Genomic DNA, 21,380 nt, shown 5'->3' with positions numbered 1-21,380 from the left:
ATGGTTAACGCCATGGGGGCAAACACTTTTCTTGCGGCTGCGTTGGCGGCCCTGAGCTGGTCGGGCATGAGCGCGGCGCAAGCGCCGACGCCCGGCACCTTGGAAACCTACAAGGACTGGACGATCGGCTGCGATAATCGCAATCGTTGCGAAGCCGTTGCCTTGCTGCCCGAAGGCGGCGAATGGCCGGACAATCCCGTCATGATCGGTGTCTTGCGCGAAGCTGGACCCGACGCCGAAGCGGAAGTCTGGGTCAGTCGAGACGCCAAGGGCGACGGCGACGTCAGTTTCATCATCGATGGTCGCCGTCTTGCCACGGGGCGCAGCCGCAATGGCGACGCCACGGTGCGCGGGCCGCAGGCGGCTGCGCTGGCGATCGCCATGGCGCAGGGCAGCCAGATGGAATTGCGGGCCGGCGGCCGCCTTCTGGGCCGGCCCTCGCTCGCCGGGTCGGGCGCGGCGCTTCGCTACATGGACGCCCGGCAGGGCCGGGCAGGGACCAGCACCGCGCTCGTCGCGACAGGGCCGCTCGGCCCGCTCGCCGTGCGCGCGGCGCCGCCCGCCCCGGTCATCAAGCGCGCGCCGGTTCCCACTGGCGGCGCGCCCATCGCGCTGTGGCGGGAGGAAAGAACCGCTCTTGGCACGTTCACTGGCTGCACGGACGAGATGCGCGACGCCGAACCGCCCGAACTCCATCGTCTGTCCAGGACGGAGACGTTGATCCTCGTCCCCTGTGGCAGCGGTGCCTATAATTTCACGACCATACCCGTGATCGCCACCGGCATCGCGGGGCGTCGCGCCTTTCATTTCGCGCCCTTCGATTATAAACCCGGCTGGAGCGAGGAAGAAGCCAAGCCGATGCTGGTCAACGCCGGATGGGTGCCGGAAAAGTCGGAATTGTCGAGCTTTGCCAAGGGCCGCGGCATCGGCGATTGCGGCGGCAGCGAAACCTATGTCTGGGACGGATCGCGCTTCCGCCTGACCGAAGCGACCAGCATGGGCGAATGCCGCGGCGCCTGGCACTGGATCAGGACCTGGTCGGCGCAGGTCAGCGATTGACAATTACCGCTGCGCTCTTTGCAATGGCAGCGACACGGGCCGCGCCTATATGTCAGACATGGCTTCCGACATCCTGACCGCGCCCGCGCCTTCTACGACCCTCCCGGATCCGGTCCGGGCCGTTATCTTCGATATGGACGGCACGCTGATCGATACGGAATCCGCGCATCGCCGGGCCTTTGTCGATACCGGCCATGCGCTGGGCTGGCCGCTTGGGGAAGACCTGTTGCTGTCGATGGTCGGCATCCATCGCGATGAAAATCAGCGGGTTCTGGCAGAGCGGCTTGGCCCGGACTTCCCACTCGCGCAATTTTATGCCGACAGTGACGCGTTGTTCGAGGCGGCGGAGGATGCCGGCATTCCGCTTCGTCCCGGCGCGGACCTGTTGCTCGATCATCTGGCGCGCGCCGGCATCCCGATGGCGCTCGCCACGTCCACCGCCGCGCCCTTCGCGCAGCAGCGGCTGGAACGCAGCGGCCTGATACATTATTTCGATGTCATCGTGACGCGCAGCGATGTGGAACGGCCAAAGCCAGATCCCGAACCCTACCTGCTTGCCGCCCGCCGCCTGGGCATCGACCCTGCGCATTGCGTCGCGGTGGAGGACAGCCATGCCGGCGTCCGCTCGGCGACGGCGGCCGGGATCGCCACCGTCATGGTGCCCGACCTGCTGCCCCCGACCGAGGAACTGACGCTGGCCTGCGCGCATGTGTTGCCAAGCCTTGCCGATCTGCGCGACCTACTCCGCGCAACGGACTGAACGGGACCGACAGGGAGGTCAGGCCGCCTGCGCCAGCACCAGCCCGAACAGGCCCTCAGCATCTGTCCACTCGTCCGCTGGGTCCCAGCCGCCCGCGCGCAGCAGCACCCGCTGGTCGCGTGTGCCATATTTATGGCTGCTTTCGGTGTGGATAGTCTCGCCACGCTCCATGTGAAAGCGCGCGCCCGCGACCTGGAAATTGAGCGGTCGCACCGCTTCCAGATGCATTTCGATCCGCGCCTTCTCATCATTCCAGACCGCGCGATGGGCAAAGCCGTCAATCGGCATGTCGCCGTCCAGCTCCCGGTTGATCCGCTCGATCAAGTTGAGGTTGAATGCCGCCGTAACCCCCTGCGCATCGTCATAGGCGGCGATCAGCCGGTCGCGATCCTTGATCCGGTCCATGCCGATCAGCAGCATCGCGTCCTCGCCCAGCAAGCGCCGCATCGCGCGCAGCAGGTCGACCGCCGCTCCTGGCTCCATATTGCCGATCGTGGAGCCGGGGAAAAAACCCAGGCGCGGCATGCTGCTTATTTCCTTCGGCAGGTCGAGCGGCTGGTTGAAATCGCCCACCACCGGCAGGACCGGCAATTGCGGGAAGGCGCGCGCCAGTTCGGCGCTGCTGTCACGCAGGAAATCGCCGCTGATATCGATCGGCACATAGGCGGCCGGATCAATTGCGCGCAGCAAATGGGGCGTCTTGCGCGAACTGCCCGCGCCAAATTCCACCACCGCGCGCCCTGCACCCGCCGCGCGCGCCACGTCCGGGCCATGCGCCTTGAGCAAAGCGGTTTCGGTGCGGGTCGGATAATATTCGGGCAAGTCGGTAATCTGCTCGAACAATTCCGACCCGCGCCGGTCATAGAACCAGATCGGCGGCGTCGATTTGGGTTCTTGTCCCAGCCCCTCCAATATATCCCGGCGAAAAGCCGGGTCGATCCTCTGCGTTCGGGCGGGGGCATCCTCGGTCAGCAGCATCGTCACAGATCCTTTGCCAGCCGCAGCCCGGTGAACTGCCAGCGTTGGTGGGGGTAAAAGAAATTGCGGTAACTGGCCCGCATATGGCCGCGCGGAGTCGCGCAACTGCCACCCTTCAGCACGAACTGGCCCGACATGAACTTGCCATTATATTCGCCCACAGCGCCGCCTGCGGCGCGGAAACCGGGATGCGGCCGATAGGCGCTGCCGGTCCATTCCCATACGTCGCCGAACATCTGCTTCAGCATATCGGTGGGGGCGGCAGGATAGGGACGGGGGCAGGTGGACCCGTCAAACTGATTGCCGCCGCCCGGTGCGATATTCTGCGCCGCGCTTTCCCACTCTGCTTCGGTGGGCAGGCGCGCGCCCGCCCAACTTGCATAGGCGTCGGCTTCATACAGGCTGATATGCGTTACCGGCGCGGCCGGGTTGACCGGCTGCCGGCCGTCGAGACCGAAGCGGGTCCAGCCCTGTTCGCCTTGCTGCCAGTAAAGCGGTGCCTTCACGGTCTCCTTCTGCACCCAGGCCCAACCGTCCGACAGCCAGAGCGAGGGCGTTTCATAGCCCCCATCCTCGATGAAGGCGCTCCATTCGCCATTGGTGATCGGACGATGCGCCAGCGCATGGGGATGCAGCAGCGCGCGGTGGCGCGGTCCTTCGCAATCGAATGCAAAGCCGGTGCGCCCGTCGTCGCCGATTTCCGTCAGTCCTTCCCGCCCTTCGATCCAGTGCAGCGGACCGGGCAGATCGACCGCATTCGCGCTGCGTGGTTCGAACAGCGCCGGTTCCAGCGGATTGAGCGAGAAAAGATGCAGCAGGTCCGTCAGCATCAATTCCTGGTGCTGCTGTTCATGATGCAGGCCCAATGTCACCAGCTGCTGGGCGGCGGGCGACAGATTGGGCAATATGGCTTCCATTTCCGCGTCCACATGGGCGCGATAGGCCATGATGTCGCTGAGCGCAGGACGGGTCAGCATGCCGCGCATCGGGCGGGCATGGCGCGGCCCTTCGGCCTCATAATAGCTGTTGAACAGATAGGCGTAGCGCTGGTCGAACGGGCGATAGCGCGGAGCATGATCGCGCAACACGAAGGTTTCGAAGAACCAAGTGACGTGCGCCAGATGCCATTTTGCCGGTGACGCGTCCGGCATGGACTGGACGGTTGCGTCGGCATCCGACAGCGGTGCGGCGATGGTCTGCGTAATATGTCGAACGTCGCGGTATCGCGTCACCAGATCATTCTGGCGGGCATCGCCCCAGCTTCTGGCCATTCATGCCCCTTCCGTACGTTTGTTCCGCTCCAAGGTGGAAAAGCGCGTGGAAGGCGTAACGGTTCCCCTTCCCTTACGGGCAGGGGACCGCATCTGGGGCCGCGGCGCGGCACACGCGGTCGCGTCCGGCCTGCTTGGCATCGTAAAGGGCGGCGTCGGCCGCCGCCAGCGCCTCTTCCACCGGCCCCCCCGACCAGCGGCTCAAGCCTGCGGAAAAACTGATGATGCGGCCATTGACCCGCCCGATCGGCTCGCGCCGCATCTGTTGGGCAATGCGCGCCAGCGCCCAACTGGCCTCATCGTCCGCCGCATCGCGAAAGAAAATGGCGAATTCCTCGCCGCCCCAGCGCGCCACCAAGTCGGCGCGGCGCACATGCGACGCCAGCCGGTCGGCAAAGGCCGCCAGCACCCGATCGCCTTCGTCATGCCCTTTGATGTCGTTGACCTGTTTGAAGAAATCGATGTCGATGAGCGCGATGCAGCCCTTGCGCAGCCCGGCTGGCAGCGCATCGATCTGCGCCAGGAAGCCGCGCCGGTTGGCGACGCCGGTCAGCGGGTCTTCGTTCGCGGCGATCGCCAGGTCGTTCATATGGGCCTGCGTCGTCGCGGCCGCGCGCTGCACGCCGGCGTAGAGATTGGCTATGACGTCCCCGACCTGCGGCAGCGACTTGCCATCGTCGGGCTGCGCGTTCAGCGCTTCGGCCAGCGTGTGGATCGGGCTCAGCAGCGCGCCGATCCCGTAAAGGGCCAGGCCGGTGCCCGCGACCGTCGCCAGCGTCAGCATGACCACTTCGGCCAGCGCCAACCGCCCGGTGGCTGCGCCCCACCCGATATAACAGAGCAGGGGGAGGTGGGTGGCGACGAAGCAGACGGCGAACAGGCGAAGGCGCAATGAGCGCGGGAATATGAAGGAGGTGGCGAGATAGAATTGCATGAGCGATCCCGTGATATGACCGCAAGGAGACATCTGCGCGGAGTCTGAAGGCTCTTTGAAGAAAGAGGGTTAATCGCAGCGGATGCGGCAACCCGTTCCCTGCCTGAGTCCGGTGGACTGGCGCCCGGTCAGCGCGAGGCGCCGGGAACCCATTTGACGTCGTCTGCGCCATTGTCGTTCAACCGCCTGGCTAGCACGAACAGCAGGTCGGACAGGCGATTGAGATAGGCCAGCGCCTGGGGGTTGAGCGCGACATCGGCAGCGCCGGCCATGGCGCTGCGTTCAGCCCGCCGCGTGATTGCGCGCGCCAAATGGACGGCGGCGGCGGCCGCCGACCCGCCCGGCAGCACGAAGCTGTCGAGCGGTGCCAATTCGGCGTTCATAAGGTCGATTTCGGCCTCCAGCCGCGCGACCTGGCTCGCCACGATCCGCAGCGCCCAGGGTTCGTCGTCGCCCTCCGGGATGGGCGTCGCCAGGTCCGCGCCCAGATCGAACAGGTCATTCTGGATGGTGGTCAGCCACTGGGCCTCGGGCCGTGCGTCCATGGCGACGATGGCAAGGCCGATCGCGCTATTGGCCTCGTCGACATCGCCCACGGCCTGCATGCGCGGGGCATATTTGGGCAACCGCGTTCCATCCGCCAGCCCGGTGGTGCCGCCATCGCCCGTGCGCGTGTAGATTTTGTTCAGCTTCACCATGGCGTCCGGCCGCTGCGTTCAGCCATGTCCCTTGGCCATCAACAGGATCGCGACAATGATGATCGCGGCCGCCTGGAACAGGACGCGGTTCATCATCATCCGGTTCTGCTTGAGGCGCGCGGGGCTGGGGCCGCTGCCTTCGGGCGCGTTCAGATCCTCCTTGGTGGTCTGGAGGAAGGCAATAACCCCCCGGATCAGAGCGACCAGCGTCGCGATCATGGCGAGGATGAGGGCGATGACAAGGACCGTATTCATGGACGTAGCCTATGCTTTTCCGCCGCTGATGCCAACCGGAAAGCGCCCCGCACGCAGGTCGGCAGCCAGAACGCGCGGGTCGATGCCCTGCGTCCGCAGTTGCGCCAGCGACAGGGATCCGCTGCGCTTGGCCAGCCGCCGGCCCTGCGCGTCCACCAGCAACGGGTGATGGCGATAAGCGGGGGAGGGGAGGTCCAGCACCGCCTGGAGCAGCCGGTGAATGTCCGTCGCATGGCGCAAATCAGCACCGCGCAGGACATGGGTCACACCCATCGCCGCATCGTCCAGCGTGCAGGACAGATGATAGCTGGCCGGCGCATCCTTGCGCGCCAGCACCACATCGCCATGGACCGCCGGATTGGCCGCAATGACCTCGCTGCCCTCCGCGCCAAAGGCATGCCAGCACAGCGGCCCCGCGCGCGCCGTCGCTTGCGCCATGTCGATCCGCCATGCATGCGCCTTTCCTGCCGCGATTCTGTGGGTCTGCTCCTCCGCGCCCAGCGCGCGGCAGGTGCCGGGATAGACCGGCCCCTCCGGCCCGTGCGGTGCGGTCAGGCTGGCCTGAATGTCGGCGCGGGTGCAGAAACAGGGGTAGAGCAGGCCCATGTCCCGCAACCGATCCAGCGCCGCCATATAATGGCCGATCCGTTGCGACTGGAACAGGATGTCGCCGTCCCATTCCACGCCCAGCCAGCGCAGGTCCTCGATAATGCCCGCTACATGCTCGGGCCGGCTGCGCGTGCCGTCGATATCCTCGATCCGCAGGCGCATCGTCCCGCCAGCGCCGCGCGCAAGGTCCATCGCCATCAACGCGGACCAGCCATGGCCGACATGCAGCCGCCCCGTCGGGCTTGGCGCGAAGCGCGTCACCATATGCTGTGGTGCGACGGGCCGTGTCATACTGGCTCTTGACGAACAATATTCGTTAATGCTGTCATGTGCGCGTCATGTTGCTGGTGGATCAGCGGCTTCGGCAAGGGGGTAGACGTTTTTCTATGTACCATCCCGACCTGATACGACATCCGGAAAATTGTCCGGCGCTGGTTTTGAATGCGGACTATACGCCGCTCAGCTATTATCCGTTAAGCCTGTGGCCCTGGCAGACGGCGATCAAGGCGGTGTTTCTGGAACGGGTCGATATCGTCTCCTCCTATGAGCGAGAGGTGCATAGCCCCAGTCTTCAGATGAAGATCCCGTCGGTCATCGCGCTCAAACAATATGTGAAGCCGTCCGAACATCCCGCCTTCACCCGGTTCAACCTGTTCCTGCGCGACAAGTTCGCCTGCCAATATTGCGGCGCGACCAGCGACCTCACCTTCGACCATGTCGTGCCGCGCCGCGCGGGCGGCCGCACGACATGGGAAAATGTCGCCACCGCCTGTTCGCCCTGCAACCTCAAAAAAGGCGGCCGCACGCCCAAGGAAGCGCATATGCAATTGCATGTGCAGCCGATCCGCCCGACCAGTTGGCAGCTTCAGGAACATGGTCGTGGCTTTCCGCCGGGCTATCTGCATGAAAGCTGGCACGACTGGCTCTACTGGGATGTCGAGCTGCTCGCCTGAAAGCGGTCCCTGATGTCGTCAGCCGACCGGCAGCCAATCCAGGTCCATGTCCCTGTGTCGATTGGTATAATGGCCGATATCCTCCAGCCGCTCCATGTCCAGCATCCGGAACCGGCCATTGGTGCGGCTGATCAGGCCTTCCTGCTCCATCTGCCGAATCATGCGGTTCACATGGACGGATGTCAGACCGATCGAATCACCGATCTCTTCCTGGGTCAGCTTCAAATCGAAACTATCCTCGATACTGTCGTCGGTGACACGCAGCCGATGGAACATGTCGAGCAGGAACGCCGCGACCCGCGCCTTGGCGGACGTGCGGCCCAGCGACGCCAGCCGGTCGGTCATCGACACGCGCTCGGCATTGGACAGCAGGAACAGGAGCGCCGCGACGCGCGGATGCTCTTCCAGCAGGCGGCGCAGCGCATGTTTGTCGAACGGGCAGATCACCGAATCCGACACCGCCACCAATGATTCCGGCGCACGCGTATAGATGGTGCTGGCCGATCCGATAAAGTCGCCCGGAAAATAGACGCGCAATATCTGTCGGCTGCCATCGGGCAGGATGACGAAACTCATCACCCGCCCTTCGCGCAACACGAATAACTCCGTAATCGGATCGTTGACCCGCTGGATGACCGCTCCGCGCTTCACCTTGCGCGGATTTTCCTCCAGCCTCGCCAATGCCGCCTGTTCCGCGTCGGTCAAGGGCAAATGGCGCGACAACTGCTCTGCAAAACAGCTTTCTGCCACCAACACACCTTCTTGTAAAAAATAGTCGTTACGATGGCAAAACGCCTTGAGCGCCTTTTGGCTGCATTTTCAGCTTCTGCACTAAACTCGATCAATTCCCGAGCGCGTTCGAAAATTTCCTTCCGCAGTTCATGAGGCAGGCTCATCGCGCCGTCTCAGTTGCCTTGCACATGGCGCGTTTGCCGCTATTAACCCTGCGGAATGGACCGCATTGATATTCGCGGCGGCAACGCGCTGAACGGCCGCCTTCCTATTTCCGGCGCGAAAAATGCCGCCTTGACGCTGTTGCCCTGCGCGCTGCTGACGGATGAGCCGCTGACATTGCGCAACCTGCCGCGTCTGGCGGATGTCGACAGCTTTGGCCATCTGCTCAACCAACTCGGCGTTTCGACGATGATCGAGGGGGCGCGGCCCGAAGATTTCGGCCGTGTCATGACGCTGCGCGCCGGGCGGGTCACGTCGACCGAAGCGCCCTACGATATCGTGCGCAAGATGCGCGCGTCGATCCTCGTGCTGGGGCCGCTGCTCGCGCGCGCCGGCGAAGCGCGGGTGTCGCTGCCGGGCGGCTGCGCGATCGGCAACCGCCCGATCGACCTGCATCTGAAGGCGCTCGAGGCTCTGGGTGCGAAGATCGAACTGGCCGCGGGCTATGTCCGCGCCAGCGCGCCCGATGGCGGCCTGCCGGGGGGCATGTATACCTTTCCCGTGGTGTCGGTCGGCGCCACGGAAAATGCCGTCATGGCGGCGGTCCTGGCCAAGGGTGAATGCACGCTCGAAAATGCCGCCCGCGAACCGGAAATCGTCGATCTGTGCAATCTTCTCGTCGCCATGGGGGCGGAGATCGAAGGCATTGGCAGCGATCGGCTGGTCATCCAGGGCCGTCCGCGTCTGCATGGCGCGACTTACAGCGTCATGCCCGACCGGATCGAGGCGGGAAGCTATGCCTGCGCCGTGGCGATCACTGGCGGGTCGCTGGATCTGATCGGCGCCAATGCCGACGACATGCACGCCATTCTGGCGGGACTGCGAGATGCCGGGGTCCAGGTCGACGCGCACAAGCAGGGCATCCGCATATCCTCCGACGGCAAGCTGCGGCCGCTGACGCTTTCGACCGCGCCATTCCCCGCCTTCCCGACCGATATGCAGGCGCAGTTCATGGCGATGCTGACACTGGCGGACGGGGCGTCGGTGCTGACCGAAACAATCTTTGAAAATCGCTACATGCACGTGCCCGAACTGGCGCGCATGGGCGCGGATATTGCGGTCAACGGGCGCACGGCGGTGGTGCGCGGCGTATCGCAACTGGTCGGCGCGCCGGTGATGGCAACCGACCTGCGCGCCTCGATGAGCCTCATCCTCGCCGGCTTGGCGGCGCAGGGGGAAACGCGCGTCAACCGCGTCTACCATCTTGATCGCGGCTATGAGCGGTTGGAGGAAAAACTTTCGGCGGTCGGCGCGGATATCGAACGCGTCGGCGATGGTTGACGCCGGGCTGACTACCGATCGCGGAGCGCTGTTGGCGCTGTATGACCTGGATGCCGGAGGCTTCCGGACGCTGGACGATATCACCGCATTCGCGGCACATCTCTGCGACGCTCCCATTTCTCTGGTCAGCATCGTCGAAGATGTGCGGCAGCGATTCCTCGCGCGGGTCGGGCTGGACGCGCAGGAAACGCCGCGCGACGTATCCTTTTGCGCACATGCGATGCTGGGCGAAAAGATTTTCATCGTACCCGATGCCGCTGCCGATCCGCGTTTCGCGGACAATGCGCTGGTTACCGGTCATCCACATATCCGCTTCTACGCAGGCGCGCCGCTGATTGGTCGTGACGGCGAACCGCTGGGCGCTTTGTGCGTCATCGACACAGCATCGCGGGCGGATCTGACGCCGCTCCAACGCGAAGGGCTGGAACTGCTGGCGCGTCAGGTGATGATGGAACTGGAGGGGCGCCGGCGCGATCGCGACATGATCGCCCAGCAGCGTCTGGACGCCGCCGCCGTTGCCGACAGCGACCGGATGTTCCGGACGCTTGCGGACACCATGCCGCAAATGGTCTGGTCAACGCTCCCTGACGGCTATCATGACTATTACAATGCCCGCTGGTACGAATATACTGGCGTGCCTGTCGGATCGACGGATGGCGCCGCCTGGAGCGGCATGTTTCACGCCGACGATCAGGACGCTGCCTGGGACAGGTGGCGCAAGAGCCTGGAAACCGGCCAGCCCTATGAAATCGAATATCGGCTCCGCCATCATAGCGGCCAGTATCGCTGGACCTTGGGCCGCGCCCTGCCGATCCGCAATTCCAAAGGTCAGATCATTCGCTGGATCGGCACCTGCACCGACATCCACGAACAAAGGCTGATGATGGAAGAGCGCGAACTGATCGCGCATGAATTGTCTCATCGGATCAAGAATATCTTTTCGGTGATTGCGGGCCTTGTCGGTCTGTCCGCTCGCGAACACCCGACCATCCGGCCCATCGCCGATGATCTGCGCGATCGTATCCTGGCGCTGGGCCGCGCCCATGATTTCGTGCGGCCGCACAGTGCTGAATCGGCGCCGCGCGCCGGTCAGGGGCAGGGACATTTATGGGGCGTGCTGGACCAGATTTTCGCGCCCTATCGCAACATCGACGGATCGCGCATCCTGCTGTCGGGCGATGATCCCGCGATCGACGACCGGTCCGCCACCCCGCTTGCGCTTCTCTTCCACGAACTTGCCACCAATGCCGCCAAATATGGCGCCTTGTCGGTGGCTGACGGTCGCGTGCATCTTCACATAGCCCGCGAAGGGGACGATGTGCGGCTGGAATGGCGCGAACAGGGCGGCCCGGTAACGGCGCCTGCGAATACGGAAGGGTTCGGCAGTCGGCTGATGACGCTAAGCGTCGAACGTCAGCTGGGCGGCCGGCTTGAGCGCGACTGGCGCTCCGACGGTCTGTGTCTTACCCTCTGGATTCCATCCCGTTCCATGAGCCGGGTGGCGGAAAAGGCGTAAAGCCGGCAATTTCTGCCGCCATGATCTCCGGCTGCTCGGCCGCCGCAAGTTCAAGCGCCGCAGCAATGCTCTGGGGCCGAAACGGCTTGGTGATGACGCCCAGCGCCGCCACGGCTGCCTCGCCGATCTGTGCGGGGTTGGCGGTGACATAGATGACGCGCACCCCATGCTGGCTGGCCAGCTCCATGCCGATCTGGGGGCCTGTCGGGCCATCGCGCAAATTGAGGTCCACAAGGGCGATATCGCAATCCCGCGCATGCGCCAGGGCGGCGGCGCGGTCAGCCGCGATCGCGCCGACGCCAAAGCCTGCATCCTCCACGATCTGCTCGATCTCCAAAGCGACGAATATCTCGTCTTCAACGATGAGAACTTTTTTGCGCATTCTGCTATCCGACGACACCCTTGGAGCGAAACAACAGCGCGATCAGGTTTATGGTTTCCGCTGCACGCTCAAAATCGGTCATCGGGCTGAACATTCGGTTCACGGCTGAACGTTGGTCCACACTGTTTCGAAATTCGTGCCCGTCATCACCATCACTGACGCTGGATAACCCGCGTCTGCCGCCTTGCGCGCGGTGCCGCTCGCGCTTTCGACGGCCTGCGCCTGGGTGGGGAAGGGGCCATAATATTTATTGTCGAGGTTGATCTTCCAGACGCCCTCATGCTGCAGGACGATATAACGGGCGTGGGGCAGGGTCATGGGGTCACAATACCTCGGTGTTATAATGATGCCAGGCCATGATCGCCGCCGCGCCGCGATGCGGGCGCCAACCCTCGGCCACCTGTCGGGTCAACGCTTCGCTCGGCCGTTCGGGCAGACCCAGGATGCGCCCGATTTCGATTTGAACCGCCAGGTCGCCCGCCGGCCAGATGTCGGGGCGGCCTTCGGCGAACAGCAGGTAGATTTCCGCCGACCAGCGGCCAATGCCCTTGATCTGCACCAACTGGGCGATCGCCTCCTCGTCATCGGACGGCAGGGCGTGCAGGTCGATGCCGCCCGACACCACCAGCTCGGCCAGGCTGCGGGCATAGCCCTGCTTCTGCCGCGACAGGCCACAGGCCCGCAGCGCGTCGAAATCGCGCGCCAGCAGCGCTTGCGGCGCGCAGCCTTCGCCCAGTTCGGCCTCCAGCTTGCGCCAGACGGCGGCGGCCGACGCAACGCTCACCTGCTGCCCCACGATCGTGCGCAACAATGTCTCATAGCCGGGCGTACGCACCCGCGGCGCGGGATAGCCGACCCGCGCGATCGCTGCGGCAAAACCGGGCTCCAGCGCCGCGATCACGTCCAGGCTTTCGCGCATCTGTTCTGCCGTAGTCACCATCTTTGCGTCCAGCGCGCCCTTGATTTCGCGGCGTCCCTCCGCCACAGCGGCGAAGAAAATTCTAGGGGACTGGATAGATGCCGAAACTGATCGTGGTCAACCGTGCGGGTGAGGAACAGTCTGTCGATGGCGACAAGGGCCTGTCGGTGATGGAAGTCATCCGCGACAATGGCTTTGACGAATTGCTGGCGCTGTGCGGGGGTTGCTGTTCCTGCGCGACCTGCCATGTCTATGTCGATCCCGCTTTTGCCGACGCATTGCCGGCGATGAGCGAAGATGAAAATGACCTGCTCGACAGTTCCGACCATCGCACCGACGCCAGCCGCCTGTCCTGCCAGGTCGTCCTCAGCGACGCACTGGACGGCCTGCGCGTCACCATCGCGCCGGAGGACTGACCGCTTCTCAGGGGGCCAGGCGCAGCGTCGCCATCGGCGCATCGCTGGTCAGCGGCGTCACCTTCCAGACGATGCGCTTGCCCTCCGGCGCGTCCTGCGCGCCCTCTTCCTGATTCTGGCTGATGATCGGCGCGTCGGTGGTCAGCGTGAAGCGCCCGTTCAGCGCCTTGGCCGCCTTGTCCCCCGCGCCGCCCAGACCGCCTGGTCCCTGGCTCTTGTCGAATCCAGTGGCAAAGCCCGGCGCTTTCACGCGCACCCGCTCGTCGCCGCGCAATTCCACCGCGACGAACGGCAATATGATCTGCGCGTCGATGTTGAACGGGAACAGGAAGGCGTGGTCCAGCCGCCCGCTCACCGCATAGTCGATCTCGAATTTATGGTCGCCCAGATAGCGGGCGGACCGGAACCCTTTTTCACGCAGCAGGGCAGCGGCGATCGCCTGCATCTGCGCATCGTCATCGTCCGCGCCATCCGCGCTGAAATCCTCCTGCGCCTGCGCCGCTACGGGCAACAGCGCCGGTTCGGCCGTCTCGTCGTCCGGCGAATCCGCGTCCCGATCGCCGCCGGTCCATCCCGCCGGGGTCATGTCCGACGCCAGTATCTCGCCCTTATAGGCAAAGGCGAAGCGGCGGTCGGCGCGGATGTCGAGGCTGGATTCGAACCGACCCGGCGTCACCAGGCATGCCGACAGCGTTAGCAGTCCCGCCAGTGCGCCTGCGATCCGAACGAGCCCCCGCATGCCTTTGTCCCCCTCTTGCCTTACCCGTCCTGGCGGTTGGTCGCCGCATAGAGCGCGATCGCCGCTGCATTGGACACGTTGAGGCTCTCCATGCGCGGGCTGATCGGCAACTTGGCGATGATGTCGCAATGGGCGATGCTGTTGTGGCGCAGCCCTTCGCCTTCGGCCCCCAGCACCAGCGCCACGCGCGACTGGCCGATCGCCTCGCCGATCGTCGTGTCCGCCTCGCCGTCCAGGCCGATGCGCCAATAGCCTGCTTCGGCGATCTCATCCAGCGCCCGGGCCAGGTTCACCACCCGCACCCACGGCACGATCTCCAGCGCGCCCGAAGCCGCCCGCGCCAGCACCCCGGATTCGGGCGGCGCATGCCTGTCCTGCGTCACGATGCACAGCGCGTCGAACGCGGCCGCCGACCGCAGGATCGCGCCCACATTATGCGGGTCCGTCACCTGATCGAGCACCAGGATCGGCCTTTTATCGTCCTGCCCCTCTTCCAGCACATCGCCCAGCCAGACATCGTCCAGCGGCTCGACTTCCGCCACGATGCCTTGATGCGGCGCGTCAGACGGCACCATCCGCCCCATGTCGGCGACGTCGGAATAGACGATGGGCAGCACCGGCGGCAGGTCGAGCGCGCCCAGCGCCTCGCGCGTGCCCCATATCTTGCGCACGGTGCGGTTGGGGTTGGCGAGCGCCGCGGTCACGGCATGGCGACCGTAGAAGCGGGGGAAGGCGCCCTTGGGCTTGGCGGAACGATGCGTCTTTTTCATGGCCCCGCTCTTTTCACATCAGGCCATTGACAGGCAAGCCTCCATTCGCCATTAGGCCGCCTCCAGCGCGGCGGGGAAGCCTTTCTTCGACGTGCAGGGCACTGGACAGGTGGCCGAGTGGTTAAAGGCAGCAGACTGTAAATCTGCCCGGGTTTCCCGTACGCTGGTTCGAATCCAGCCCTGTCCACCACTGCACCGGCCGGTGCGGTCGCCTTTCCTTTCGCGAAGGGCGGAAAACAGACAGGCCAGTGTGGACGCATAGCTCAGTTGGTAGAGCAGCTGACTCTTAATCAGCGGGTCCTAGGTTCGAGCCCTAGTGCGTCCACCACCCCCTTCGACAGCCGCCTCTTCCGGGTTTCCGCCGGCCTGTCGTCGCTTTCCCGAGCCCGCGAGAGAGAAAGAGGGACACGCATGGCGTGGCTGATCCTGGGCATTGCCGTCTTCACCGAAATCTGCTGGGCCTTGAGCCTCAAATGGGCCGCGACCATCGCCAGTTGGCAGGCGTCGATCGTCCCCATCGCCCTGAGCTTCCTCAACATGGCCCTCCTCGCGCTCGCCATGCGCGCCATCCCCGCCGGCACCGCCTACGCTATCTGGACCGGCCTGGGCGCAGTCGGCGTCATCATCGGCGGCGTGATCCTTTTCGGCGACAAGGTGAACCTGGTCCAGGCCGGCTTCATGGCGATGATCGTCATAGGCGTCGCCGGCACGAAGCTGTTCGGGCAGGGGTGAGGGGGGGGAGCGCTGGTCTCGTTTGAGGGAGCGCTGCCACGTCAGCACTCGGATGTGTCACCGCCGACCTAGTTTGGGACAAAACCGACTTTCGTGAGCTGGGCCGGGAATGGCAGGCCCCTATCCAACACCTGCCATTCCTGAAGCCCCGATCGTCGTTCCAAGAATGCGCGCCACAGGCCGGTAGCTGACTGGCGGCTTTCGGGAAAGCCGCCACCCAAAGCGGACGCCTCGCCCCCACACCTTCGCGAAACTGTTAAAAATACGACGTTGTGCGAGAACGCGACATTGCCGCATTCCAATCGGCGCTTTCTTTATGTTGCTTGGTCACAAAACCGCCACCTTGGGGAAGGTAGCAGACTACGGGCGTATAAACCTCGCTACAGGCGGGGCACCGGGCCTTCCCGCTGTTTTCATGCTCCTTAGTCTGGATAATTCGGCCGTTGACTTGTTCGCACTTCGGGCAAACCGGATAACCCACTGGATTGGCGTTTTCGTCAGTTAAATAACTATAGCCACCGTCACCTGGGACAAGCCTCGCCTTAGATTCAAAGCTGGCCCTTAATCGCTCAATTTCCTTGTCTTTCTCAGCAAGACTTTCCTTGGCATCGGCCATCGCCAGTTTGGCATCCGTCAATGCATTAATCAAATCCGCGACTTGCGCCTTGTACGTCGCCTCATCATAGGTCTTTTCGATGCCGCGAAGGGTCTTGGCAATGCCAAGTGCCGAAGTTACTGCTCCAATCCCGGAAACAATGTCCATCGCTACCTCTTGTAGTCCTACTTCCGACCGGCGTGGACGGCATCAGTGCCGAGCTTCAATGCTACCATTCAAGCGCACTGATTGACGGAAAACCTTATGTCAGCTTTTAGGCTTTATGATCAAGCCTCTGAATAGCTGCTAATGGGCGCGTAGCCGACCGGCAGTCGTTCAAACGCGCGAAGGACCGGTTCCGGCTTCGCCGGACGTTCTAGCGGCTGCGCCGGAACGGCCTGAGTGGGTAGCGCTCAGACAAATCGCACCCGCCCATCACCCCCTGTCCTACACCCCCCATGCCATGCCATCATTCCCCCGGCTCCTTCCATCGTCCGCGCCTCCACCACCCCGCGCCGCCCTTCGCATCGGCGCGCGGATTTTGCAGAAATTTTCCTATTGCGAAATCGACGCTACCGGTCCGTTTGGCGGCTTTGCGTGCAGGCTGCGACGGTGTGAACTTCGCAAAGCCGCTCGGCCTTGCAAAACGTCTGCCGGCGCGTCGCTTCCGGCAATTCGCGCGGACTTATCGCCGCGCACCAACAAAATCGCAGCGCGGCATTTTCGCGTCGCGTAAAATGCTCTAGGCCGCGCGCCATGCTGAACCTCAATGCCATCACCGTGCGCCTGGGCGGCCGCACCATTCTCGATCGCGCCGCCGCCGCGCTGCCGCCGCGCAGCCGCGTGGGCCTTATCGGCCGCAACGGCGCGGGCAAATCCACGCTGATGAAGGTGATGATCGGCCAGATCGACCCGGACGAAGGCTCATGCGACATGCCGCGCGACACGCGGCTCGGCTATATCGCGCAGGAAGCGCCTTCGGGCACTGCCACCCCCTTCGACACCGTGCTTGCCGCCGATACCGAGCGGGCCGCGCTGATGGCCGAAAGCGAAACGACCGAGGATCCCGATCGCCTCGGCCATATCTATGAGCGGCTGACCGCGATCGACGCCTATACAGCGCCGGCCCGCGCCGCCCGCATCCTCGTGGGCCTGGGTTTCGACGAGGAAATGCAGGGGCGCCCGCTCGACAGCTATTCGGGCGGCTGGAAAATGCGCGTGGCGCTGGCCGCCCTCCTCTTTTCCAATCCCGACCTGCTGCTGCTCGACGAACCGTCCAATCACCTCGACCTCGAAGCCACGCTCTGGCTCGAAAATTTCCTCAAAAGCTATCGCGGCACCGTGGTCGTCATCAGCCATGAACGCGACCTTTTGAACAATGTCGTCGATTATATCCTCCATCTGGAAGGGGGGAAGGTCACGCTCTACCCCGGCGGCTATGACGCGTTCGAGCGGCAGCGCGCCGAACGGCTCGCCCAACAGGAAGCGGCGCGCGCCAAGCAGCAGGCCGAGCGCGAGAAACTCCAGGACTATGTCGCGCGCAACTCGGCCCGCGCCTCGACCGCCAAGCAGGCGCAGTCCCGCGCCAAGGCGCTGGCCAGAATGCAGCCCATCGCCGCCGCGATCGAGGATCCGACGCTGCATTTCGGCTTTCCCAGCCCGCCCGAACTGCGCCCGCCGCTCATCACCATGGACATGGCCTCGGTCGGCTATACCGACACGCCGGTTCTGCGCCGGGTGAATCTGCGCATCGACCCCGACGACCGGCTGGCGCTGCTCGGCCGCAACGGCAATGGCAAGACCACGCTCGCCCGCCTCATCGCCGCGCAGCTCGCCCCGATGGAAGGGACGATGCAAAGTTCGGCCAAGATGAATGTCGGCTACTTCACCCAATATCAGGTGGAGGAACTCGACATCACCGACACCCCGCTCGAACATATGACCCGCGTGATGAAGGGCGCGACGCCCGGCGCGGTGCGCGCCCAGCTCGGCCGCTTCGGCTTTTCGGGCGAGCGCGCGACGCAGAAGGTCGGCAGCATGTCGGGCGGCGAGCGGGCGCGGCTGGCGCTGGCGCTCATCACCCGCGACGCGCCGCACCTCCTCATCCTCGACGAACCGACCAACCACCTCGACGTCGACAGCCGCGAAGCGCTGGTGCAGGCGCTCAACGACTATTCGGGCGCTGTGGTGATCGTGTCCCACGACCGGCACATGATCGAACTGGTCGCCGACCGGCTGGTGTTGGTGGACAATGGCACGGCCCAGCCATTCGATGGCAGCCTCGACGATTATACCGACATCATCCTGCGCAAATCCGACGGCAATGGCGCGGACGGGGCAGGGGGCGGCGACGCGCCCAAGGTCGACCGCAAGGCGGAAAAGCGCGAAGCGGCCCAGTGGCGCGAAAAGCAGAAGGCGGCGAAGAACGCGGTCAGCAAGGCGGAAAGGGAAATGGCGGCGCTTGCCGCCGAACGCAGCCGCATCGACCAGGCGCTGTTCGATCCCAAGGCGGCGACCGGCGCGGAAGCGAAGATGACCACCAGCGAACTGATGGTAAAGCGCGCTGCGGTCGAAAAGAAGCTGGAAGCGGCCGAGGAGGTCTGGATGGAAGCGAGCGCAGCGTTGGAGGCGCTTTGACCGCTCAGCGCCCGATCAGGATGAACGGCGCCCAGATATAGGGCTGGGCCGCATCCGGTCGCCCGGATTGCATCAGCTTGAGCATCGCTTTCTGCAACGCCACCGCGCGCGGCAGCCCGCGATCCGCGCCCTTCACCGTCTCCAGCGTGACGAAGGCGCTGGCATCGTCCCGCACCGGCCAGTGCGACACCAGCAGCGCACCCGCACCGGCATAGCGGAACGCCTGCGCCAATCCCGAATAGGCGGGCGCCTGCGCCGTCTCACCCGCTGCCGTGTTGCAGGCGGACAGGATCACCCAGTCCGCGCCGATCCGCATCGTCGCCACTTCCGACGCTGTCAGCAGCCCGTCATCGCCTTCACCGGGGGAAAGCAACAGCGCCGGCTCAGTCAGCCCCTCCATCTCGCCGCTGACCAGCCCGTGCGTCGCGAACAGCATGACGCCATAGGATGTCAGGTCGATTCGTCGCAGCGCACCCTCGCTCGCATCCGCGCCTGTCAGCAGGGTCGCGCGCGCCGGGCCGAACCGGGCGGCCACCGCCTGCAATTCCGCCGATGATCCGGGCAGGGCGGGCAGCGCCGACAGCGTCGCAGCGTTTCCGCTGCGAAAAGGTCCGCCGGCCCTGGTCGCCGGCATCAACGCTGCGTCGGCGAAAGCGGGGGCGCCAATGCCCAGGAAGCGTTGATCCTTCATCGCTGTTTGTCGCGTCGGCGCAGGGGCGGTGAGGAAGCCTGGCTGCACGGTCAGCGCGAAGCGCCGGATCAGCCAAGGCGTGTCGCGCCGCGCCGTCGTTACCGGCTTTTGCGGCAGCATCGCGAATGGCACGGAGGCGAAGGCTCCGGTCGGCACGATCCGCAAGGATCGCGTTTTGGCAAGGATGCTTTTGATCCCTGGCGTCAGTATCTGCTCATGCAGTTGATAGGCCGCCTGTCCGTCAAATCCCTCCGGTGACAGCGTGTCGCGCAGCCGGCCAACCAGCGCGATCAGATCGGCCCGGCTCATGCCAGCCCGCTCGATCCGAAGGGCGGTGTCGCTGATCGCCAGCATGTAGACGCCGCTGAAGGCCGGCATGATCGCCAGATAGGCCTCATTCCTGCCCAGATCGCGGCGCAGCGCGGGCAGGTCGGGATGCTCAACACCGCGCGCCTCCGCCCAGCGGGGAAAATCGCGGGCGATCGCGCTCTGCTCTGCCGCCACGTCAGCGGCGGCGGCCGCGTGGCGATCGCGGGCTTCGGCAACGCCGCTATCGACCGCCAGCGCTTTCAACACATCGCGATCCGCCCGCTCAAGCACTCTGCCGAAATCCTGCAATGTCCGCACCCGGCCGGCCAACGCTGGATCCTCGACCAGTCTTTGCGCGACCAGCCGATTGGCATGGGCGATGCGCGACGCTGCCATGATCGCCATGGCATTGAGCGCCAGCTCGCCATCCTGGATCTCTGCTGCCGTTCCCAACGCGATGTCGAGCGCCAGCCGCTGTTCCTCATTGAGTTCGCCGTCATTGTTGACCGCTGCATCGGCGCGCACCACCGCAACGAGCCGGTGCGCGCTTTCACTGATGTCTCCGCCTCCCGGATTGGTGCGCGCCAGCACCATCGCCGCCAGCGCCAGCGGCAGCGCGGGGGCATTGTCGAGTTGCGCGCTTTCCCTGGCATAGGCGGCGGCGGCGCTGTGCGCCTCATCCATCCGCTTCGCCTCGATCAGTGCGGCGATCAGGTAGGGATAGGCGCGCTGGCCGATATCCCTGTCCTTGTCGGACCCGGCCTGCACCCGGCTGATGGCTTTGCTCAGGCGATCGATCGCGTCGTCGCGGTGACCTTCGGCCAGACTTGCCGCGCCGGCCCAGGCCAGCGCGCGCGCCGACTGTGGGCTGTTCTCGCCTTCCAACGCTCGGAAGCCGCGCTCTGCCTCCATGAACAGCGGCTCGGCGTCGGCATAGCGCTCCATCGCCAACAGCACGGAACCCAGATTTTGCAGGGCGAAATGGAAATACAGGCTGTCGGTTCCCACCGTCTCACGCTTGATGGCGATGGCGCGCTGCAGATAATCCAGGCTCTCGGCGCGCCGTCCGGTGCGCGACAGCAGCAGGCCGAGCGCCTCCAGCGCCCGGGCGTAATTGGGATGCTTGCGGTCGACATGGTCGGTTGCGACATCCACCGCCAGCCGCGCATAATGTTCGGCCTCTTCGACCCGGTCGGCGCGCTGGAGCATCTGGGCATAGGTATAGTAAGCGCCGATCGCATCCGCGCTATTCGGCCCCACCGCCGCGATCCGCGCGTCCATGCACGCTTTCTGCGCCACCACCGCTTCGGCGTTCCGGCCTAGCCGCATCAATGCCTGCGCATGGATGAAGGCGATGTTGGACCGCAGCATATGCACGTCCCGATCGATCCCGTCAGGGGGCAGGCTGGCGACATAGCCGTCCATCGTGCGGCTCGCCTGCGCCAGGGTTTCAGCGCCGCCCGATACATCGCCCAGCGCCATTTGCGCATAGCCCTTGACTGACCGCCCCTGCATCCAGGCGATCGGATAGGCATCCGCAAATGGCGCGAGCAGGACCAGCGCCTCGTCCGATCGACGCAACGCGTCGGTATTTCTGCCGTCCAGCTGGTCCATGGACGCCAGCGTGACGAGCGCGACGCCCGCCAATGGATGCGGGTGTCCATTGGTTCGGATCTTGAGCGCTGCGTCATGCAGCCGCATCCACGCGTCGCGGGTCTGCTGCGACATGGACAGCGCATAATCGTCGCTGTCATAGAGGGCCGATGCGGCCGCCTCCAACCGGTAGAGCCCGGCATGGCGGGGATCGGTCGGCGAAAATGCCGGCATTTTCGCCAGTGACGGCGATGCTGCAAGCAGCAAAACCGGCAATAGCCCAAGCCGCGTTAATCGCTTCACCATCGCCCCCGCTCAGTGATCTGCCC

22 protein-coding genes and 2 tRNA genes are annotated in these 21,380 nt (G+C 64.8%); 10 read left to right on the top strand and 14 right to left on the bottom strand.

All coding sequences use genetic code 11. The features are described 5' to 3' along the window. The first annotated feature begins 12 nt into the window (after positions 1 to 12). Both SKA58_RS12030 and SKA58_RS12025 read left to right on the top strand, forming a co-directional pair. The gene (locus tag SKA58_RS12030) at positions 13 to 1,059 is read left to right on the top strand and encodes a DUF1176 domain-containing protein (protein WP_009822711.1); all 1,047 of its coding nucleotides are present in this window, start codon (positions 13 to 15) and stop codon (positions 1,057 to 1,059) included. 58 nt (positions 1,060 to 1,117) lie between these two features. Beyond that, positions 1,118 to 1,819 carry an HAD family hydrolase gene (locus tag SKA58_RS12025; protein WP_009822710.1) on the top strand — a complete coding sequence of 234 codons (702 nt, stop codon included), beginning with the start codon at positions 1,118 to 1,120 and terminating at the stop codon, positions 1,817 to 1,819. 18 nt (positions 1,820 to 1,837) lie between these two features. Here SKA58_RS12025 and egtD read toward each other — a convergent pair whose 3' ends face one another. The 6 genes from egtD to gluQRS form a co-directional block, all read right to left on the bottom strand. Next, positions 1,838 to 2,797 carry an L-histidine N(alpha)-methyltransferase gene (gene egtD, locus SKA58_RS12020; protein WP_037543089.1) on the bottom strand — a complete coding sequence of 320 codons (960 nt, stop codon included), beginning with the start codon at positions 2,795 to 2,797 and terminating at the stop codon, positions 1,838 to 1,840. Between the two features lie 2 nt (positions 2,798 to 2,799). Then, positions 2,800 to 4,068 (bottom strand): ergothioneine biosynthesis protein EgtB, encoded by a 1,269-nt coding sequence (gene egtB / locus SKA58_RS12015; RefSeq protein WP_009822708.1) that lies wholly within the window; start codon positions 4,066 to 4,068, stop codon positions 2,800 to 2,802. A 73-nt stretch (positions 4,069 to 4,141) separates the two neighbouring features. After that, entirely contained in the window at positions 4,142 to 5,002 is an 861-nt protein-coding gene (locus SKA58_RS12010; RefSeq protein WP_009822707.1) for a GGDEF domain-containing protein, read from the bottom strand. 128 nt (positions 5,003 to 5,130) lie between these two features. Continuing rightward, entirely contained in the window at positions 5,131 to 5,700 is a 570-nt protein-coding gene (locus tag SKA58_RS12005) for a cob(I)yrinic acid a,c-diamide adenosyltransferase (RefSeq protein WP_009822706.1), read from the bottom strand. 18 nt (positions 5,701 to 5,718) lie between these two features. After that, a complete protein-coding gene (locus SKA58_RS12000; protein ID WP_009822705.1) occupies positions 5,719 to 5,955 on the bottom strand; it encodes a twin transmembrane helix small protein in 237 nt (78 codons plus the stop codon). A gap of 9 nt (positions 5,956 to 5,964) precedes the next feature. Next, on the bottom strand, positions 5,965 to 6,855 hold the full coding sequence (gene gluQRS / locus SKA58_RS11995) for a tRNA glutamyl-Q(34) synthetase GluQRS (protein ID WP_037543086.1): 891 nt from the start codon (positions 6,853 to 6,855) through the stop codon (positions 5,965 to 5,967). Positions 6,856 to 6,950: 95 nt separating this feature from the next. Here gluQRS and SKA58_RS11990 point away from each other — a divergent pair, with 95 nt between their 5' ends. Further along, complete coding sequence (locus SKA58_RS11990) at positions 6,951 to 7,517, top strand: HNH endonuclease (RefSeq protein ID WP_009822703.1); 567 nt, start codon at positions 6,951 to 6,953, stop codon at positions 7,515 to 7,517. A gap of 18 nt (positions 7,518 to 7,535) precedes the next feature. On the opposite strand, the gene SKA58_RS11985 is transcribed toward SKA58_RS11990, so the two are convergent. Continuing rightward, positions 7,536 to 8,270 carry a Crp/Fnr family transcriptional regulator gene (locus SKA58_RS11985; protein ID WP_037543522.1) on the bottom strand — a complete coding sequence of 245 codons (735 nt, stop codon included), beginning with the start codon at positions 8,268 to 8,270 and terminating at the stop codon, positions 7,536 to 7,538. A gap of 198 nt (positions 8,271 to 8,468) precedes the next feature. On the opposite strand from SKA58_RS11985, the gene murA reads away from it, so the two are divergent. Both murA and SKA58_RS11975 read left to right on the top strand, forming a co-directional pair. Beyond that, the gene (murA, locus tag SKA58_RS11980) at positions 8,469 to 9,752 is read left to right on the top strand and encodes a UDP-N-acetylglucosamine 1-carboxyvinyltransferase (RefSeq protein ID WP_009822701.1); all 1,284 of its coding nucleotides are present in this window, start codon (positions 8,469 to 8,471) and stop codon (positions 9,750 to 9,752) included. Beyond that, positions 9,745 to 11,268: a PAS domain-containing protein gene (locus tag SKA58_RS11975; RefSeq protein WP_009822700.1), complete on the top strand. Its 1,524-nt coding sequence runs from the start codon at positions 9,745 to 9,747 to the stop codon at positions 11,266 to 11,268. The genes murA and SKA58_RS11975 overlap by 8 nt, the downstream gene beginning before the upstream one ends. Here SKA58_RS11975 and SKA58_RS11970 read toward each other — a convergent pair. The 3 genes from SKA58_RS11970 to SKA58_RS11960 form a co-directional block, all read right to left on the bottom strand. Then, positions 11,216 to 11,668, bottom strand: a complete 453-nt coding sequence (locus SKA58_RS11970) for a response regulator (RefSeq protein WP_228220898.1) — start codon at positions 11,666 to 11,668, stop codon at positions 11,216 to 11,218. The two genes, SKA58_RS11975 and SKA58_RS11970, sit on opposite strands and share 53 nt — an antisense overlap. Before the next feature lie 81 nt (positions 11,669 to 11,749). Continuing rightward, positions 11,750 to 11,968 (bottom strand): hypothetical protein, encoded by a 219-nt coding sequence (locus SKA58_RS11965; RefSeq protein ID WP_009822697.1) that lies wholly within the window; start codon positions 11,966 to 11,968, stop codon positions 11,750 to 11,752. A 4-nt stretch (positions 11,969 to 11,972) separates the two neighbouring features. After that, a complete protein-coding gene (locus tag SKA58_RS11960; protein ID WP_037543520.1) occupies positions 11,973 to 12,590 on the bottom strand; it encodes a DNA-3-methyladenine glycosylase family protein in 618 nt (205 codons plus the stop codon). A 77-nt stretch (positions 12,591 to 12,667) separates the two neighbouring features. Between SKA58_RS11960 and SKA58_RS11955 the strand changes: the two genes are divergently transcribed. Then, positions 12,668 to 12,985: a 2Fe-2S iron-sulfur cluster-binding protein gene (locus tag SKA58_RS11955; protein WP_009822695.1), complete on the top strand. Its 318-nt coding sequence runs from the start codon at positions 12,668 to 12,670 to the stop codon at positions 12,983 to 12,985. A 7-nt stretch (positions 12,986 to 12,992) separates the two neighbouring features. Here SKA58_RS11955 and SKA58_RS11950 read toward each other — a convergent pair whose 3' ends face one another. Continuing rightward, on the bottom strand, positions 12,993 to 13,724 hold the full coding sequence (locus SKA58_RS11950; protein ID WP_009822694.1) for a hypothetical protein: 732 nt from the start codon (positions 13,722 to 13,724) through the stop codon (positions 12,993 to 12,995). Positions 13,725 to 13,744: 20 nt separating this feature from the next. After that, positions 13,745 to 14,494 (bottom strand): 23S rRNA (guanosine(2251)-2'-O)-methyltransferase RlmB, encoded by a 750-nt coding sequence (gene rlmB, locus SKA58_RS11945; protein ID WP_009822693.1) that lies wholly within the window; start codon positions 14,492 to 14,494, stop codon positions 13,745 to 13,747. A gap of 103 nt (positions 14,495 to 14,597) precedes the next feature. On the opposite strand from rlmB, the gene SKA58_RS11940 reads away from it, so the two are divergent. The 3 genes from SKA58_RS11940 (at position 14,598) to SKA58_RS11930 (ending at position 15,226) form a co-directional block, all read left to right on the top strand. Then, positions 14,598 to 14,684 (top strand) — tRNA-Tyr (locus tag SKA58_RS11940). 62 nt (positions 14,685 to 14,746) lie between these two features. Further along, a tRNA-Lys gene (locus SKA58_RS11935) sits at positions 14,747 to 14,822 on the top strand. 83 nt (positions 14,823 to 14,905) lie between these two features. After that, positions 14,906 to 15,226 carry a DMT family transporter gene (locus tag SKA58_RS11930; protein WP_009822692.1) on the top strand — a complete coding sequence of 107 codons (321 nt, stop codon included), beginning with the start codon at positions 14,906 to 14,908 and terminating at the stop codon, positions 15,224 to 15,226. Positions 15,227 to 15,482: 256 nt separating this feature from the next. Here SKA58_RS11930 and SKA58_RS11925 read toward each other — a convergent pair whose 3' ends face one another. Further along, positions 15,483 to 15,989: a hypothetical protein gene (locus tag SKA58_RS11925; RefSeq protein WP_009822691.1), complete on the bottom strand. Its 507-nt coding sequence runs from the start codon at positions 15,987 to 15,989 to the stop codon at positions 15,483 to 15,485. A 588-nt stretch (positions 15,990 to 16,577) separates the two neighbouring features. Here SKA58_RS11925 and SKA58_RS11915 point away from each other — a divergent pair. Further along, complete coding sequence (locus SKA58_RS11915; RefSeq protein ID WP_009822690.1) at positions 16,578 to 18,458, top strand: ABC-F family ATP-binding cassette domain-containing protein; 1,881 nt, start codon at positions 16,578 to 16,580, stop codon at positions 18,456 to 18,458. Positions 18,459 to 18,462: 4 nt separating this feature from the next. Here SKA58_RS11915 and SKA58_RS11910 read toward each other — a convergent pair whose 3' ends face one another. Then, the gene (locus tag SKA58_RS11910; protein ID WP_009822689.1) at positions 18,463 to 21,285 is read right to left on the bottom strand and encodes a CHAT domain-containing protein; all 2,823 of its coding nucleotides are present in this window, start codon (positions 21,283 to 21,285) and stop codon (positions 18,463 to 18,465) included. Positions 21,286 to 21,380: the final 95 nt, after the last annotated feature.

The organism is Sphingomonas sp. SKA58 (assembly GCF_000153545.1).
Classification (GTDB): Bacteria; Pseudomonadota; Alphaproteobacteria; order Sphingomonadales; family Sphingomonadaceae; genus Sphingobium; species Sphingobium soli.
Note: the sequence above shows the minus strand (reverse complement) of the source record. Positions and strands in the feature narration are given on the sequence as shown.